Annotated in this window: 10 protein-coding genes; 7 read left to right on the plus strand and 3 right to left on the minus strand. The window is 48.8% G+C overall.

Features of this window, described 5'->3' with window-relative positions; genetic code table 11:
- Positions 1–5: 5 nt before the first annotated feature.
- Complete coding sequence (gene hrcA, locus QUE61_RS07860) at positions 6–1,022, minus strand: heat-inducible transcriptional repressor HrcA (RefSeq protein WP_286308336.1); 1,017 nt, start codon at positions 1,020–1,022, stop codon at positions 6–8.
- A gap of 34 nt (positions 1,023–1,056) precedes the next feature.
- Between hrcA and QUE61_RS07865 the strand changes: the two genes are divergently transcribed.
- Both QUE61_RS07865 and recN read left to right on the plus strand, forming a co-directional pair.
- Positions 1,057–1,962 (plus strand): NAD kinase, encoded by a 906-nt coding sequence (locus QUE61_RS07865; RefSeq protein ID WP_286306681.1) that lies wholly within the window; start codon positions 1,057–1,059, stop codon positions 1,960–1,962.
- A gap of 15 nt (positions 1,963–1,977) precedes the next feature.
- Complete coding sequence (recN, locus tag QUE61_RS07870; RefSeq protein WP_286306682.1) at positions 1,978–3,642, plus strand: DNA repair protein RecN; 1,665 nt, start codon at positions 1,978–1,980, stop codon at positions 3,640–3,642.
- Between the two features lie 6 nt (positions 3,643–3,648).
- On the opposite strand, the gene glnE is transcribed toward recN, so the two are convergent.
- On the minus strand, positions 3,649–6,462 hold the full coding sequence (gene glnE / locus QUE61_RS07875) for a bifunctional [glutamate--ammonia ligase]-adenylyl-L-tyrosine phosphorylase/[glutamate--ammonia-ligase] adenylyltransferase (RefSeq protein WP_286306684.1): 2,814 nt from the start codon (positions 6,460–6,462) through the stop codon (positions 3,649–3,651).
- 57 nt (positions 6,463–6,519) lie between these two features.
- Between glnE and QUE61_RS07880 the strand changes: the two genes are divergently transcribed.
- The 4 genes from QUE61_RS07880 to QUE61_RS07895 are packed head-to-tail and all read left to right on the plus strand — an operon-like array spanning position 6,520 to position 14,191.
- Positions 6,520–10,668, plus strand: coding sequence for a YhdP family protein (locus QUE61_RS07880; protein WP_286306685.1), 4,149 nt, complete (start codon positions 6,520–6,522; stop codon positions 10,666–10,668).
- 26 nt (positions 10,669–10,694) lie between these two features.
- Positions 10,695–11,516: a carbon-nitrogen hydrolase family protein gene (locus QUE61_RS07885; RefSeq protein WP_286306686.1), complete on the plus strand. Its 822-nt coding sequence runs from the start codon at positions 10,695–10,697 to the stop codon at positions 11,514–11,516.
- 8 nt (positions 11,517–11,524) lie between these two features.
- The gene (gene tldD / locus QUE61_RS07890) at positions 11,525–13,012 is read left to right on the plus strand and encodes a metalloprotease TldD (protein WP_286306687.1); all 1,488 of its coding nucleotides are present in this window, start codon (positions 11,525–11,527) and stop codon (positions 13,010–13,012) included.
- A gap of 57 nt (positions 13,013–13,069) precedes the next feature.
- Positions 13,070–14,191: a 3-deoxy-7-phosphoheptulonate synthase gene (locus QUE61_RS07895; RefSeq protein ID WP_286306688.1), complete on the plus strand. Its 1,122-nt coding sequence runs from the start codon at positions 13,070–13,072 to the stop codon at positions 14,189–14,191.
- 48 nt (positions 14,192–14,239) lie between these two features.
- Here QUE61_RS07895 and QUE61_RS07900 read toward each other — a convergent pair whose 3' ends face one another.
- Entirely contained in the window at positions 14,240–14,812 is a 573-nt protein-coding gene (locus QUE61_RS07900; RefSeq protein ID WP_286306689.1) for a cob(I)yrinic acid a,c-diamide adenosyltransferase, read from the minus strand.
- Between the two features lie 34 nt (positions 14,813–14,846).
- On the opposite strand from QUE61_RS07900, the gene QUE61_RS07905 reads away from it, so the two are divergent.
- A complete protein-coding gene (locus QUE61_RS07905; RefSeq protein ID WP_286306690.1) occupies positions 14,847–16,343 on the plus strand; it encodes an FAD-linked oxidase C-terminal domain-containing protein in 1,497 nt (498 codons plus the stop codon).
- Position 16,344: the final 1 nt, after the last annotated feature.

Consider the following 16,344-nt stretch of genomic DNA (forward strand, 5'->3'; position numbering starts at 1 on the left):
AATCATTAAGGGGAGCTCAGGGCCCCGCTTAATAGCTTCGAGGTGATATCCACAATCGGAATCACGCGATCATACGCCATTCGAGTGGGCCCAATCACGCCGAGTGTTCCCACTACTTGTCCATCCACACTATACGGAGCACTGATCACCGCCAAATCCTCATAGGGCAATAGCTCACTTTCGCCACCAATGAAGATCTGAATGCCATCGGCATGGCTTGATACGTCCAATAATTGCATGAGCAGGGATTTTTGCTCCAACATATCGAACATTTTGCGCAATTTGCTTAGATTGGAGCTCAGCTCACCCACATCCAATAAGTGGCGCTCTCCAGAAATCACCATATCGGGGTGATTTAAACCTGTATCGCTCACACCATTCTCGAGGGCAAGTGCCATTAATCCAGCAATGTCGCCACGCAAATGATCCAGCTCTGCTCGTAAGCGACTGCGGACCTCCGAAAAACTCTTTCCTGAAAAATGAGCATTAATGAAATTACTTGCCTCGGTCAGCTGTGCGGGACTGTAATCTTGATTGGTCGGCAAGATGCGATTTTGCACATCCCCTTCGGGGGTCACCAAAATTAACAAAATCTTGCCTTCACCAAGGCGCAAAAACTCAATGTGCTTAAAGATCTGAGAGCGCTTCGGGGTCATGACCACGCCAGCAAAATGCGTCAGATTAGATAACAGCTGGGCTGCAGAACTTATCACCTTTTGGGGAGCATCGGGATATAGGGATTGCTCAACCTGTTTAGAGGCCACCTCCTCTAGAGGCCGAATGGTCAACATTGTGTCGACAAACAAACGGTAGCCCCGAGGGGTTGGAATGCGTCCGGCCGAGGTATGAGGACTGGTCACCAAACCAAGGTCCTCAAGATCGGCCATCACATTCCGAATCGTCGCTGCCGAGAGATCCAATCCTGAAAAGCGTGACAGGGTCCGCGAGCCTACTGGCTGGCCTTCTTCAATATATCTCTCGATTAAGGTTTTAAGCAGAACTTTTGAGCGATCATCCATGATTGGAGTAATTTTATGCCTATGGTTTAATCGTCATATGTTAAGCCCATCAAGCACACCCCTGCAGAAGAAGTTTAGGCGCGTAACCCTCGTGGGTAAGCACCAAGCAGACGGTATTGGGCAGCATTTACACGAATTAGCCCAAATCCTCACCAATCATGGCTGCGAGCTCAGCATTGAAGCGTCCACGGCCACCCATTTGCCGAAGACCAATTTGCAGATCATCCAACTCCAGGATTTCCAGAAATCCACCGATTTGGCGGTTATTTTGGGGGGTGATGGCACCATGCTCGGCATTGGTCGTCAAATTGCCGGGACGGGGGTGCCACTCTTGGGAATCAATATGGGGCGCTTGGGTTACATGACCGACATCCCGTTTGAGGATGCCAAAACGGTCCTACCGCCCATCATTGATGGCCATTATGAAATCGATGAACGATCGCTTCTAGAGGCTACTGTATGGCGTAACGATCAAGAGATTCATCGGGGTTTAGCTTTAAACGATGTTGTCGTGAATCGTTCAGGACTCTCAGGGATGGTGGAGCTAAAGGTGCATGTCAACGGCTCCTTCATGTACAACCAGCGCTCCGATGGCCTAATTGTGTCCACCCCAACCGGCTCAACCGCATACGCCCTCTCAGCAGGTGGTCCCATTTTGCATCCCCGAGTTCCAGGCATTGTGCTGGTACCAATCGCTCCCCATGCCCTCTCCAATCGACCCATCGTATTGGCTCAAGAATCTCAAATTACCATCGAAGTTGCCGGCGGGCGAGAGGTGATTGTGAACTTTGATATGCAATCATTAACCAAATTACAAATCGGTGATCGGGTTGAGGTAAAGCGCTCGAACAAATCCATCTCCCTCCTACACCCACTGGGGCACAGTGACTACCAAACCCTAAGAGAAAAGTTGCACTGGAACGAGTATCCTTCCACGTTTTAATCTGGGCAAATCAACATGCTTCAATCATTAGCATTGCGTGATTTTGTGATTGTGGATCACCTCGAACTTGATTTTGGCTCGGGTTTTAGTGTTTTAACTGGCGAGACTGGCGCAGGTAAATCAATTTTGCTCGATGCCCTCGCCCTCGCCCTGGGCGAGCGTGCCGATACCAGTCAAATTCGTGAGGGCTGCCAACGCGCAGAGATCGCTGCTATTTTTCAGGTCGAAGAGAGTCTACAGGAGGAAATTGCTGAATGGCTGCGCGCGGCGGACTTCCCGCTTGAGGACGACCATCGCATTGTGATTAAACGCAGCATGGATCATTCGGGTCGCAGCAAGGCCTACATCAATGGTGGCGCGGCCTCATTAAATCAATTACGCGAACTGGGTGAACGTCTTGTTGATATTCATGGGCAACACGCCCATCAACTCCTTCTCAAGACCGGTGCACAACGCGAGCTCCTCGATCGACACGCCAATCTTCAAGACCAAGCAGCAATTGTGGCGCAAACCTATCAATCCATGAATGCCACCGCCAAGCAATTGCAACAAGCCGAAGCAGCGGGCGCTGATTTACAGCGCGAGCAAGAGCGTCTTCAATGGCAACTTGATGAACTCAATGAAATTGCACCACAAGCAAACGAATGGGGAGAAATCCAAACAGCGCATGCTCGACTGGCCAATGCTGCCAAGATTATTCAAGGGGTTGAGCTCGCGATTGATGGCCTAAGTGATGCTGAGCATTCCATTGAGTCGCAACTTCATCGGGTGCAGCATGCGATTGATGATTTAGTAAAGCATGATCCCAATTTGAATGAGATTAATGAAAGCCTCAGTCACGCTCAAATTCAGATTGACGAGGCGATTCATGGATTAAATCGATACCGACAAAAAATGGATTTAGATCCAGATCGCCTTGCAGAGCTCGAAGCCCGAATGCAGGCCCTCCATACCGCGGCTCGCAAATACAAAGTTAATCCCGAGCAATTACCAGAACTTTGGAGCAGCTCTCAAGAAAAATTGGCGGCGTTCACGGCAGCACAAGATATCGATTCTTTGCGTCAAAAATTCAAGGTTCAAGAGGCTGAATTTCTAAAACTTGCTAAGGAATTATCAAAGCGTCGTCATCAGGCAGCCGCAGAGCTTAGCCAAGCCGTTAGCGATGCGATGCAACACCTCGCAATGGCAGGGGGTCAGCTGCAGGTCCTTGTCAGCCCAAGCGAAGCCAGTCGTCATGGAATCGATCAAATTGAGTTTCTGATCGCTGCTCATAGCGGCAGCACCCCAAAACCTCTAGCCAAGGTTGCTTCTGGGGGAGAGTTAGCACGAATTAGCTTAGCCATTAGCGTCATTACCAGTAAGGCGAGCTTTACCCCAACCCTGATCTTTGATGAAGTAGATTCAGGTATTGGTGGAGCAGTGGCACAGACGGTTGGCGAACTTTTGAGGCAACTGGGTCAGTCCCACCAAATCCTGTGTGTCACCCATCTAGCCCAAGTGGCCGCTCAAGGCGATCATCATTTCAAGGTTCGCAAAGAAGCATTGGATGGCAAAACCCATTCCGATGTAAAGAGTTTAGGTCGTCAAGAACGCATTGAAGAAATCGCTCGGATGCTCGGTGGCACAACGATTACTGACACCACGCGGCGACACGCCAGAGAATTACTAGGACAAACCTAAAATCAATTAAGCCGGTTGCGAGGGAGCGCCAAAGACTAGCTCCCAAAGTTTTGTCACACACGCCCTTGCTTTGGCAAAATCAGGGTGCTCATGGATGGATACCCGAATTTTTTCAGCTCCGTCCAGACGTAATCGATGTTGTTGGGCCCGGAACATACGGTAAGCATTCCCGATTTCAAGCGCATCCATCTCAGAGATCAACTGGTGTTTTGCGGCAATCCCTAAAAGGGCAATATTGCCTAAGTTGCCCAATAAGTCAGGGTGCCTGCGAGCGTAAGCCAAAACTAAATACTGAACGATGAATTCAATATCCACCATACCACCGGGATCGTGCTTGAGATCAAAATCAGTCGATGGATTGGGATGGCCGGCATGGACCTTATGGCGCATCTCAATAATTTCATGTTTGAGATCGGAATGATTTCGTTCGTGGGCGAGAACTTCTTTGCGTATCTCTTCAAATTGAGCTCCTACCTTTGGATCGCCCGCAGCAAACCGCGCCCGAGAAATGGCTTGATGCTCCCAAATCCAGGCAGCATTATCGCCTTCGCGTAATTGATAGCGTCGAAAAGAGTCAAGGCTGGTCACCAAAAATCCTGCGGCTCCATTAGGGCGCAGGCGCGTATCAATTTCAAATAGAGTGCCGGCAGCAGTTAAGGTCGTTAGCCAATTAATCATGCGCTTACCTAACACCGAATAAATCTCCTGAGCTGCATAGTCCGTCGGCGATGCGTCATACAAAAAGACTAGGTCGAGATCGGAGGCATAGCCCAACTCTTTTCCTCCCAACTTGCCATAGGCAATCACTGCAAATGGTGGTAGATGTTGAGGACTGAGACCAAACTTCTCCGCAACCGCTGGCCAAACGCGTTCATAGGTTGCCTGCAGTATCAAATCGGCCAGCGCGGATAAGCGATCACTCACCCGCTCAGTACTCAGACCTTCAGGAGCACCAATTCCTAAATCAGCTAGAAGAATTAAAAAAGTTTCGGTGTGATGCGTTACCCGCAGGATATCCATGGCATGATCTGGGCTCGCCCCATCCGCAAGGGCGTCATCCAAACGCAGATCAAGATTTGCCTTTACTTTGCACCAATAGCTCTCAGGATCATGAATCAACTCAGATTGCGCATTGGCCGATAACAGATCGTCCAATAAATGAGGGTGCCTTGCTAAATATTGAGCAGCCCATTGCGAGGCATTGAGGAGCATCAATACTTTTTGCAAAGCATTGGAGTTCTCAGCCAAAATCGATAGATAGGCGCTGCGACGACAAATCGCTTCCAGGAGATCAAAAAATCGCAAGAGGGTTTGATCCGCATCGTCTGGATGGTCAGCCTCGATATCGTTCGCGGCCTTTTTTAATAAACTTCGTATCGTGAGTCGACTTTTCTCTGGCAGTGATTTGGCGCGGGAGCTTTCCTGCCAGGCACTCCACCGCTCATTGGCCTTCGGAAATAAAGCAGCATTGGGTTGCCAGGTTGCGTCGTTTGCATCAATTTGCAAACGGGCGCTTTCGTCCAAGGCAAACGCCTTTTCAAAATAACGTGCCACCTGATTTTGATGCTCGGTGAGCGTTTGCATAAACTCTTCGAGACGCCCTTCTTGGTTCGGTCCAGCTATGGCTTGCGCCAACTGCGCTCTCGCATCATCCTGCTCAGGTAAATAATGGGTCTGCTGGTCTTCCCAAATCTGGATGCGATGCTCTAAACGCCTCAGAAACACATAAGCAGATTTGAGCGCTTCAATTTCTTCTGCGCTCATCAGTCCACCCTCTTGCAGTCGATCTAAGACCTCAAGGGTTGGACGAATTCGTAAGCGCGGATCGGTACCACCGCGCATTAATTGAAACATCTGGGCTAAAAACTCAATTTCACGGATTCCACCCCGACCTAACTTAATATCGCGTGATCGACCGCTGCGTTGATTACTCCGCTTATCCGCCTCTCGCTGAATTTGCGCGTGCAACTCCCGAATGGCTGCAATCACACCGTAATCCAAATGGCGACGATAAACAAATGGCCGAATAATTTGCTCAAGCCCCTTCTCGCATCGAACATAATCAGGGTGCGATATGGGCGGATAAATCATGCGGCCTTTAATCCACGCGTAACGCTCCCATTCACGCCCTTGCACAAACAAATACTCTTCGAGCATTTCTAGACTGCAAACCAAGGGCCCAGAATCCCCATTAGGTCGTAAGCGCATATCCACCCGGAACACAAATCCATGGGCATCATGCTCAGAAATCATTTTGATGAGGCGCCGGCCTAGCTTCGTAAACCACTCGTGGTTTGAAATCGAGCTTGCCCCATAGTGGGTCTCGCCTTCTTCCTCGTATAAGAAGATCAGATCAATATCCGAGGAAAGATTGAGTTCTCGACCACCCAATTTCCCCATCCCCACAATTATGAGTGGCAGCTCGTAGTTTTCGGTCCAAGCCCAAGGTAGGCCAAACCGCTCTTGGAGATCCGTACGAAGATAACGCACGACTAGCCCAAGTACTTGCTCCGCAAAATAGCTGAGCGCCTGGGTCACCTCTAATAAAGGGGCCAGTCCATTAAGGTCTCGGCAACCAATCCAAAGCATCAACTGTTGACGAACCAGCCGCAGCTCACTCATAAGTGCTGCCTCATCCAACTCCTGACGATCGAGAGCCTGGCTGATTGGTAGGAGCAGCTCATCGATTTGCGTGGCATCGACCGGCGTATGTATGCGCTCCTCTAGCCAAGCGCGCCAATCCGCGTGGGCACTTAGCCAGCGATTTGCATAGACGGAGTTTTTCTCCAGAAAAGAAAGGGCGTCTTGATTGGAAACCATACCTTATCTTAATCGCTACTAGCCCAATCAATTGAGGGTGTCGGATAATGGCTAACAATGACCGAAAAAAAGTATCCGTTACGCCTCAAAGACCTCCTCAGGATGCGGCCCGACGCCACCTCATGGTCACGTTGGTCGCGCCGTCTGGCAATTTTGGCTCTCATTACAGTCGGACTCATGATTCTTGGGCATCTGGTGATCCGATTCATCATTTGGCCGCAACTTGAAACCTCAAAACCGGCTGTCGAAAAGTTACTATCACAGCGCATTGGCGTTGAGGTCAAAATCAATGAACTCAATGTCTACTGGCAAGGGATCCGTCCAGTCTTTGATATTCGCGACCTAGAATTTGTGGTTGATGCCAAACGTAATCCGTCTGCCATCTCAAATAAACCACATCTGAAGATTGCTGAGATCCGAGGGGAACTCAGTTGGTCATCGTTTTATCACCTCAAACCCTATTTCACGAAATTACACGCTAGTGATGCAGTAATTCAAGTGACACGTGACTCGCAAAAACGTTTGTATGTGGCTGGCATTCTTGCGGGTGATGGCAGCGATGATTTCCATCTCGAAAATTGGCTATTTAAACAAGATGATTTAAAGATTTCTAATATCAATATTCTTTGGAAGGATTTCTCAAAGTCCAAAGCAGATGCCGCAGATCTACGCATCGAGTCCATGCAACTACGAAATGGAATTCGGCAGCATGAACTTGATGCCGCTATTGATAGTCCATGGCATCAAGGCACCCTAACTCTCTTCGGAAAATTTTCTCATCGTCTCGGCGGGCAAGCAGGCTATTGGCGGGATTGGATTGGTGACTTTCAGTGGAAAGTTGAGCAACTTGATCTTGGGCAATTTAGCCGGGATTTTGAGATTCCCTTTAAACAGCTAAGCGGAGTTTTGAGCTCCTCGGGATCGATTGCCCTAAATAAGGGCATCCCTGATGGCGGACAGTTCAAACTTGCGATCGAGCAGCCCGTTTTTCAACAATCAAAAAGCAATCAGGCGCTTGAATTTGGACGCCTAGAAATGGAAGCAAAGCAATTCACATCAGGGAAGTTTATTTCGCTGGGCGTACAACGCTTTGCCTGGTTAAATAAGAATCAAAAGCCCGGAACCCCGATGGAATCTCTGGCGCCCATGACGATTGGCTGGCAGGCTCCCAAGCGTGATGGCGAGCTGGAAAAGTTTGCGTTCTCCTCGGCAAAAATTAGTCTTGAGAACCTCAGTCTGTTTGCGATGAATCTGCCCATTCCCAATCGAATCCGTCAGGTCTTAGAGCAAACCGAACCGCGTGGTGATCTGATCGATGTCGAAATCACCTGGGCTGAACCAAAATCCAATATTCCCCTGATTGGTGGGCTCTTAAGCGGCCAAGGGCCGAAATTTAGCATTACCGGCACCCTTAATCAGGTAGGCATCAAAGCTTACCGGGACACTATCCCAAGCATTGCCAATTTAAGCGGCACGATTACCACCAATCAAAACCAAGGCAGCATCAAACTGAACTCAAAAAATTTAGGGTTAGTGATTGCTGATTTTTTAGCAGAGCCGCGTTTGCAGTTCGATAGCGCAAGTGGAATACTAAATTGGTCATTAAAAAATAAGCAATGGCAAATTGGGTTTGATCAGCTCTCGGTCAACAATCCGGATATCGCATTAATTGCGAATGGCAATTACCTAATTGGCAAAGAGAAGGCGCCTGATACTTTGGATCTCAATATTCAGTTTCCTAGAGGAAAGGCGCAAACAATCTACCGCTATCTCCCTGCAGAAATGTCAAAAGATGCACGCAGCTATATTGAAAAAGCATTTATTGCTGGAGACATTAGCAACGGGCGCCTCAGAATGAAGGGGGATCCCAATTTGGCACCTTATGATGTTCCAGGCACCGGCGAATTCGCATTAAATCTACCGATTTCTCAAACGGTTTTTCGACCAGCCCCTCTATTCCCATCTGCAAAAGGCGCTTGGCCTGAATTCACGGAAGTAAATGGTGTTGTTTCTATGCAGCAAGCCAAACTGATGGTGGCCATCAAGGATGCTCGCTACCAAGGTCTGCAAATTCAAAATGTCAATGCAGAAATTCCAAATGTTTCTAGCGCAAAGCCTGTCCTCAATCTCAAAGGAAACATTACGGGCCCGATCAATCAAATGATGGACTATCTTAGAACAACACCGGTTCTTCTCACTCGTCCAGAATTAGCAAAAAGTCTGAAATTATCGGGGCCCGCAAAACTTGATTTAGAGATGCTTTTGCCTCTTCAAAACACGGATGACCTCAAATTAAACGCTTTACTGAGCTTAGATAACAATGTCGTCATTTGGTCTGATCTTGCCCCATTTAATCAGGTACGAGGGACTGTTCGCATCACCGAAGACTTGCCCCGCTTTGAGCAGGTAAGCGCTGAATTCTTTGGAGGCACTGTCAACATTCGACAAAGCACGGTGCAATCTCAAACCAAACAAGATCTCTACGATCTCAATGGCACAATTGATCTTGACCGCCTTGAACGTCACTACGCCAATCAAGTGGGTCGTCAATCTCTGCAACTCTTGAAAGCATTGGATGGTAAGGCTGGATTTAAAGGGAAGCTGGGTATTACCAGCAACACAACGGATCTCAATCTCGACTTAGATTTCAATGGTCTAAGCACCACCCTTCCGGAACCTCTAAGCATCAAGAAGGGAAACAAACTAAATGGGGTTTTTCGATATCAGTCGAACGCTAGTGAGGGGGCGCCCAAACGAATCGCTCAATGGTCAGCACAAATTGGGAAAACAATCACGCTACAAGGAAAACAAGGTGCAGACGGCATTGTTGCGCAAGGAATTGGGATGGGGGCTGCGGCCATCATCCCTGAACGTGGTTTGGGTCTCAATGTGCAAGCAAACGATCTCAATATTGATGCTTGGCACCGCCTGTTATTTTCAAACGATGGAGTAAATAGCAAACCCGATGCTGCCAACATGGCCGGCTCCACGAATAACGCTGATGGCCTTCAGGTGTTTACAGCGCGCATCAATCAAGCGATTGCCATGAATCGCGCATGGCCCAATCTTGCTGTAAGCGCCAAATTAGGGGGCAATGCATGGCAGGTCAATTTAAAGTCCCCCAACCTTGAGGGCGATGTTCAGTATCAAGAGAGAGAAAAAGCCGATCTTTTAAAAGGTAAATTGCTTCGTTTGCACATTCCTCCAAAATTACCAAATCCGGTGAATTCAAGAGCGTCATCTGACAAGGAGATATCGCTCACTGCAATTCCTGAGCTTGATTTAAGTATTGATGACTTTAATTTCAATCAATACAAACCGGGTGCGATCGCAATTAAGACACGAAATAGCACAAACCGCATCACGATTGAGAGTCTCAAAATTAACAATCCAAGTTCGTCATCTACGGTCACTGGCGAATGGACAAGCGATGCCCAAGGCAATAATGAGCGCGTCATCATCGATACGACATCACAGGTTAAGGATCTGGGAACCGTGGTTGCCTATTGGGGCAATCCCAAAGCAGTTGAAGGTGGGAAGGGAACAATCAATGCCAAATTGGATTGGAGCGGCCCTCCCTATGATCCTTCCTTTGATACTCTGGCTGGCAATGTGAAGATCAATCTAGAAAATGGTCGCTTACTTCAGGTGGACTCGGGTTTTGCCAAAATTATTGGGGTGTTTAGTTTGCAAAGCTTATTAAAATTCGCAACCTTTGACATTCAAGGCAGCCTTGGCAATGTAGTGACCTCGGGAACCGCCTTCAACACTCTTTCCGGTGACTTTATTTTGCGCAACGGTATTGCCCGAACGCAGAATTTCACGATGCAACTCAATCAAGCTCGCGTTGCCACCAGTGGTCTCGTGAATATTCCCAAGCAAACCCAAGATTTACGAATTACCATCTTCCCAACCATTGATGCAACCGCTGGTGCTCTTGCTCTCTTTGCAGTCAATCCAATCATTGGAGCGAGCGCCCTCATTGGTCAGTACTTAATTAGCAATCAATTAAATCGCACACTCCAGACCGATTACCTAGTGCAGGGAAGCTGGGATAAGCCTGATGTAATCCCACTGGACCAAAATGGCCAGCCTTTAGATCCAAAGGTGCTCGAGACCATTCGCTCTCGAAATCTGCTACGCGAGCAAAAGATGCCTCCAACCCAGACAAAACCTGCCCCAAGCACTCCAGCACCTGCCAATTAGCGACTAAAGCTTTAGTATTCAGTGGTATGGCAAATAAATTAACGGTGGCAGCAATTCAGATGATTTCATCTGCGAATTTGGCAGACAATCTGCGCACGGCTGAACGACTAATCAAAAATGCATCTGACCAGGGTGCGGTAGTCATTGCGCTGCCTGAATATTTTTGCCTAATGGGTCTTGCCGATACCGATAAAGTCAAAGTGCGTGAGCCCTTTGGCCATGGTCCCATTCAAGATGCGCTTCAAGGCTTTGCGCAAAAGTATCACGTCTTTTTGATTGCTGGCACCATCCCGCTCGAGGCAAGCGATCCACTCAAGGTTCTAAATGCAAGCTTAGTATTTAATCCAGAGGGTCAGTGCATTGCTCGTTATGACAAGATTCATCTATTTGGTTTTCAGACGTCGCATGAGCGCTACCAAGAATCTGAAACGATTGAAGCGGGTAATCAAACCATAACAGTTCGCATTTTGCATGAGGGTAATGAGTGGGTGTTTGGTTTAAGCATTTGCTATGACCTTCGTTTCCCAGAGTTATATCGACAGCAAGTCGAGGTTGACTGCCAGGTAATTCCAGCTGCATTTACGCATACGACCGGCAAGGACCATTGGGAGATTTTGCTGCGCGCCCGGGCCATTGAAAACCAATGCTATTTTCTGGCATCCGCCCAAGGTGGCCTTCATCAAAATCAACGCCGCACTTGGGGTCAATCCATGCTGGTCGACCCTTGGGGCAAGATCGTCTCTGAACTTGCCACTGGAGAAGGCTGCGTGCTCGGCGAGCTAGACTTAACTGTACTCGCGGAGGTGCGCTCTAGGCTGCCCGCCCTAAAACATCGTAAGCTTGTCTGAAAACTACCATGAACTCACTTGCTATCCCACATATTGCAACATCAGCAAGCCCGCAAGAGGCTCTCGATATTGCCCATTCTTTTTTACTAAAGCCTAATGGCCTGAGTCCTTCTGACCTTGATCAACTGTTTGGGGTGATGCATGCACATCGCTTAGATGATGCGGATTTGTATTTTCAACACACGCGCAGTGAGCAATGGAGTTTAGAAGAAGGGATTGTCAAATCCGGTAGTTTCAATATTGATCAAGGTGTTGGTATTCGCGCGATCTCAGGCGATAAAACAGCATTTGCCTACTCGGATGTGATTAGCTCTGAGGCTTTATTAAAGGCGGCGCATGCTACTCGAGTGATTGGCGCCAAGGGTGGCAAAGTCAACGTCCGCGCCCCGCTCTCGGCATCGACGCACACCAACCCAGCTCTATACAGTGCCCTCAACCCTTTGGACTCATTAACGCCTCCAGAAAAGATTGCGCTCTTAGAGGGGATTGAGCAGCGCGCGAAGGCCCGTGACCCACGCATCATCCAAGTCATGGCTAGCCTTGCGGGTGAATTTGATGTTGTCATGGTGGCCCGCTCGAATGGCTTATTAGCCGCCGATATTCGACCGCTCGTGCGCGTCTCCATCCATGTCATTGCTGAGCAAAACGGTCGCCGAGAGTCGGGCTCTGCCGGCGGTGGAGCACGTGCCGACTACGGTTTTTTTGATACCCAGCGCATCGATCAGTGGGTCGATGAAGCGGTTGATCAAGCTCTTCTGAATCTTGATTCACGTCCAGCACCTGCTGGTCCAATGACCGTTGTCATGGGCCCGGGCTGGCCTGGCGTACTGCTTCACGAAGCCATTGGTCACGGCCTCGAAGGGGACTTTAATCGTAAAGGATCCTCTGCGTTTTCTGGACGCATTGGTCAGCGGGTGGCTGCCAAGGGTGTCACGGTGGTTGATGATGGAACACTCAGTGGACGACGCGGCTCACTCAATATGGATGATGAGGGCACGCCCACGCAGTGCACCACCCTGATTGAAGATGGTGTTTTAAAAGGCTACATTCAAGACAGTCTTAATGCGCGCTTGATGGGAATGCCGCTGACAGGCAATGGACGGCGTGAGAGCTTTGCCTCACTGCCCCTACCCCGCATGACGAACACCTACATGCTATCCGGTCACTATGATCCAGAAGAAATTGTGGCCAGTATTGATCGTGGTCTCTATGCCGTGAACTTTGGGGGTGGACAGGTCGATATCACGAGTGGCAAATTTGTATTCTCTGCCTCGGTGGCCTATTGGGTGGAAAAGGGCAAGATCCAATACCCTGTCAAAGGGGCGACCATTATTGGTAATGGCCCAGAATCCTTAAAGCAAGTGAGCATGATCGGTAATGACCTTCGTCTAGATAGTGGAGTGGGCGTATGTGGCAAAGAGGGACAAAGTGTCCCGGTTGGCGTGGGTCAGCCAACCTTGCGCATTGATGAAATGACCGTTGGGGGCACAGCTTGATTTGCATACGCTTCTATTAGAGCGCATTGACTTCTATCAGGCTTTAGAATAGAGGGTATGAGTACAAAACCCCATACCCCCCAAGAAAACTGGTACGCAAGCTTAGATAAAACCTCTGCGACCGATGATCAACGTGTCGGTAACATTACTGTTTTACCGCCCCCTGAGCATTTGATTCGGTTTTTTCCAATCGTAGGTACTCCAACTGAAAAATTAATCGGGCGTACTCGGGACAAAATACGGAACCTAATTCATGGCAAAGATGATCGCCTCTTAGTAATTATTGGCCCTTGCTCAATCCATGATCCTTCCGCAGCATTAGAGTATTGCCAGCGTCTTATGAAAGAGCGCACTCGCTTAGCGGATGATCTAGAAATTGTCATGCGCGTCTATTTCGAGAAACCCCGCACGACGGTTGGCTGGAAGGGACTCATCAACGACCCCTATCTCGATGAGAGTTTTAAGATTGAAGAAGGTCTGCGTATTGCGCGCCAAGTGCTCATGGAAATTAATCGCTTGGGCATGCCAGCCGGTAGTGAGTTCCTGGATGTGATCTCGCCTCAATACATTGCCGATCTAATTTCCTGGGGTGCAATCGGCGCCAGAACGACAGAGAGTCAAGTGCATCGCGAACTGAGTTCTGGACTATCTGCGCCAATCGGATTTAAAAATGGCACTGATGGCAATATCAAAATTGCGACCGATGCGATTCAAGCAGCGCATCGGCCACATCATTTTTTATCGGTGCATAAAAATGGTCAGGTTGCAATCGTTGAAACTAAGGGTAATAAAGACTGTCACGTGATTCTGCGCGGTGGCAAAGAACCCAATTACGAAGCAACGTATGTTGAGGCAGCGTGTGCTGAACTAGAAGCTGCAAAGTTACCAGCCTCTTTGATGGTTGATCTATCGCATGCCAATTCAAGTAAACAGCATCAACGGCAAATCGATGTTGCTAATAATGTTGCTGAACAAATCGAGCGTGGATCCCGTAAAATTTTTGGGGTGATGATTGAAAGCCATCTAAACGCCGGCGCTCAGAAGTTCACACCTGGCAAGGATGATCCAAAACAGCTGGAATATGGCAAGAGTATTACCGATGCCTGCATTAACTGGGATGATTCTGTGAAGGTGCTTGAACGTCTTGCCCAAGCCGTTCGCAAGCGGCGGCGCGCCTAGTTATGTTTTATTTATTAGGAACGCGGCTTCAAGCCGCGTTTTTTCTTTCTAGTTGTCTTGTGCTTTGTTTTGATTCTTCCACAGCACGTCTTGACCACCAGTAGCCTGGTTTAAAACTCGGGCAAGCACAAAGAGAAGATCGGATAAACGATTAACGTATTGACGTGGGGAATCAGCTATTGGATCGACCCAACCTAATTTAACAATGGAGCGTTCAGCACGTCGACAAACCGTTCGACAGACATGCGCTTGTGCCGCTGCACGGCTTCCTCCTGGCAAGATAAATTCTTTTAGCGGAGGCAGATTGGCGTTGTAGTGAGCTAACCAAGTATCGAGCTGTTCGACTTGCTCAATTTTTAATAGGGTGTAATTAGGAATACAAAGCTCTCCACCCAAATCAAATAAATCATGCTGGACTCGCAGGAGTAATGCCTGAAGATCAGAAGCAATTGATGGAGGGAGATCTTCGGTCATCAAAACCCCAATTTGGGAGTTGAGCTCATCCACATCCCCCATCGCACAGATGCGTAAATGATCTTTTTCAACTCGGCTACCGTCACCAAGGCCAGTCATACCGGCATCACCAGTTCGGGTTGCAATTTTTGATAGTCGATTTCCCATGAACAGATTATAGGTAAATGGCTAAAATAGACGAATGAATGCCCCCGCTTCTTCTGCTGAAATCCAATCTCTGCAAGCTAAACAGGCTATTTTGGTCGATGCCTTACGGCCATTTTTAGGAGAAGATGCCTTGCTTTGGCATCCCGAGGACACCATTCCCTATGAATGCGATGGCTTGGCGGCCTATCGCAAAATGCCCCTAGCAGTGGCACTTCCAGAGAATGAGGACCAAGTGGTCAAGATCCTTAAGGCCTGTAAAACCCTGGGGGTTCCTGTGGTACCCCGCGGCTCGGGCACCGGTCTCTCGGGCGGCGCAATGCCGCTTGAGCAAGGGTTGGTTTTATCCTTAGCCAAGTTTAAAAAGATCTTGCAGGTCGATCCCTTTACACGCACTGCAGTCGTGCAGCCAGGCGTCCGAAACCTTGCAATCTCAGAAGCGGTTGCAAAGCACGGCTTGTACTACGCACCCGATCCATCGTCGCAGATTGCTTGTTCGATTGGCGGAAATGTGAATGAGAATTCAGGTGGAGTGCACTGCTTGAAGTATGGTCTGACGCTTCACAATGTTTTGCGTGTCCGCGCCGTCCTCATGAATGGTGATGTGGTGGAATTTGGCAGCATGGCACCTGATTCACCAGGATTGGATTTACTCGCTGTATTGATTGGTAGCGAGGGAATGCTTGGCATTGTCACTGAAATTACGGTAAAGCTTGTACCCAAACCAAAATTAGCGCGTGTCATTATGGCCAGCTTTGATGATATTGAAAAGGGTGGCAATGCAGTCGCCGCCATCATTGCTGCGGGGATTATTCCAGCTGGTTTAGAAATGATGGATAAACCAACGACGCGCGCCGTTGAAGAATTTGTACACGCCGGCTATGACCTCAACGCAGAAGCAATCTTATTGTGCGAATCGGATGGAACCCCCGAAGAGGTCGAAGAAGAAATTGCACGCATGAATGCCGTGCTAGAAAAGCAAGGGGCTAGTCGCATTCAAGTCTCTGAAAGTGAAGCGGAGCGTTTGCGCTTTTGGAGTGGGCGCAAGAATGCCTTCCCCGCCGCTGGGCGGATTGCAGCGGATTATTACTGCATGGATGGAACCATTCCAAGGCGCCATATTGCAACTCTACTCAAGCGTATCAAAGGCATGGAGGCCAAATATGGTTTGGGCTGTCTCAATGTCTTTCATGCAGGAGATGGCAATATGCATCCCCTCATTTTGTTTAATGGTGCCGATCCAGATGAATGGCACCGGGCGGAAGAATTTGGTACCGAAATCCTTGAGGCCTGCGTTGAACTCGGGGGCACCATTACTGGTGAGCATGGTGTAGGGATCGAGAAAATTAATTCAATGTGCGTTCAATTTGGCGAACAGGAGCGTGAGCGTTTTTGGGGTGTTAAAGCAGCATTTGATCCAGATCGTCTTTTAAATCCTGATAAAGCCATTCCAACGCTCAATCGCTGTGCCGAATATGGACGGATGCGCGTCAGTGGTGGTGTATTACCCCACCCCGAACTGGAGCGCTTCTAGG

The organism is Polynucleobacter sp. HIN5 (genome assembly GCF_030297555.1).
Lineage (GTDB): Bacteria > Pseudomonadota > Gammaproteobacteria > Burkholderiales > Burkholderiaceae > Polynucleobacter.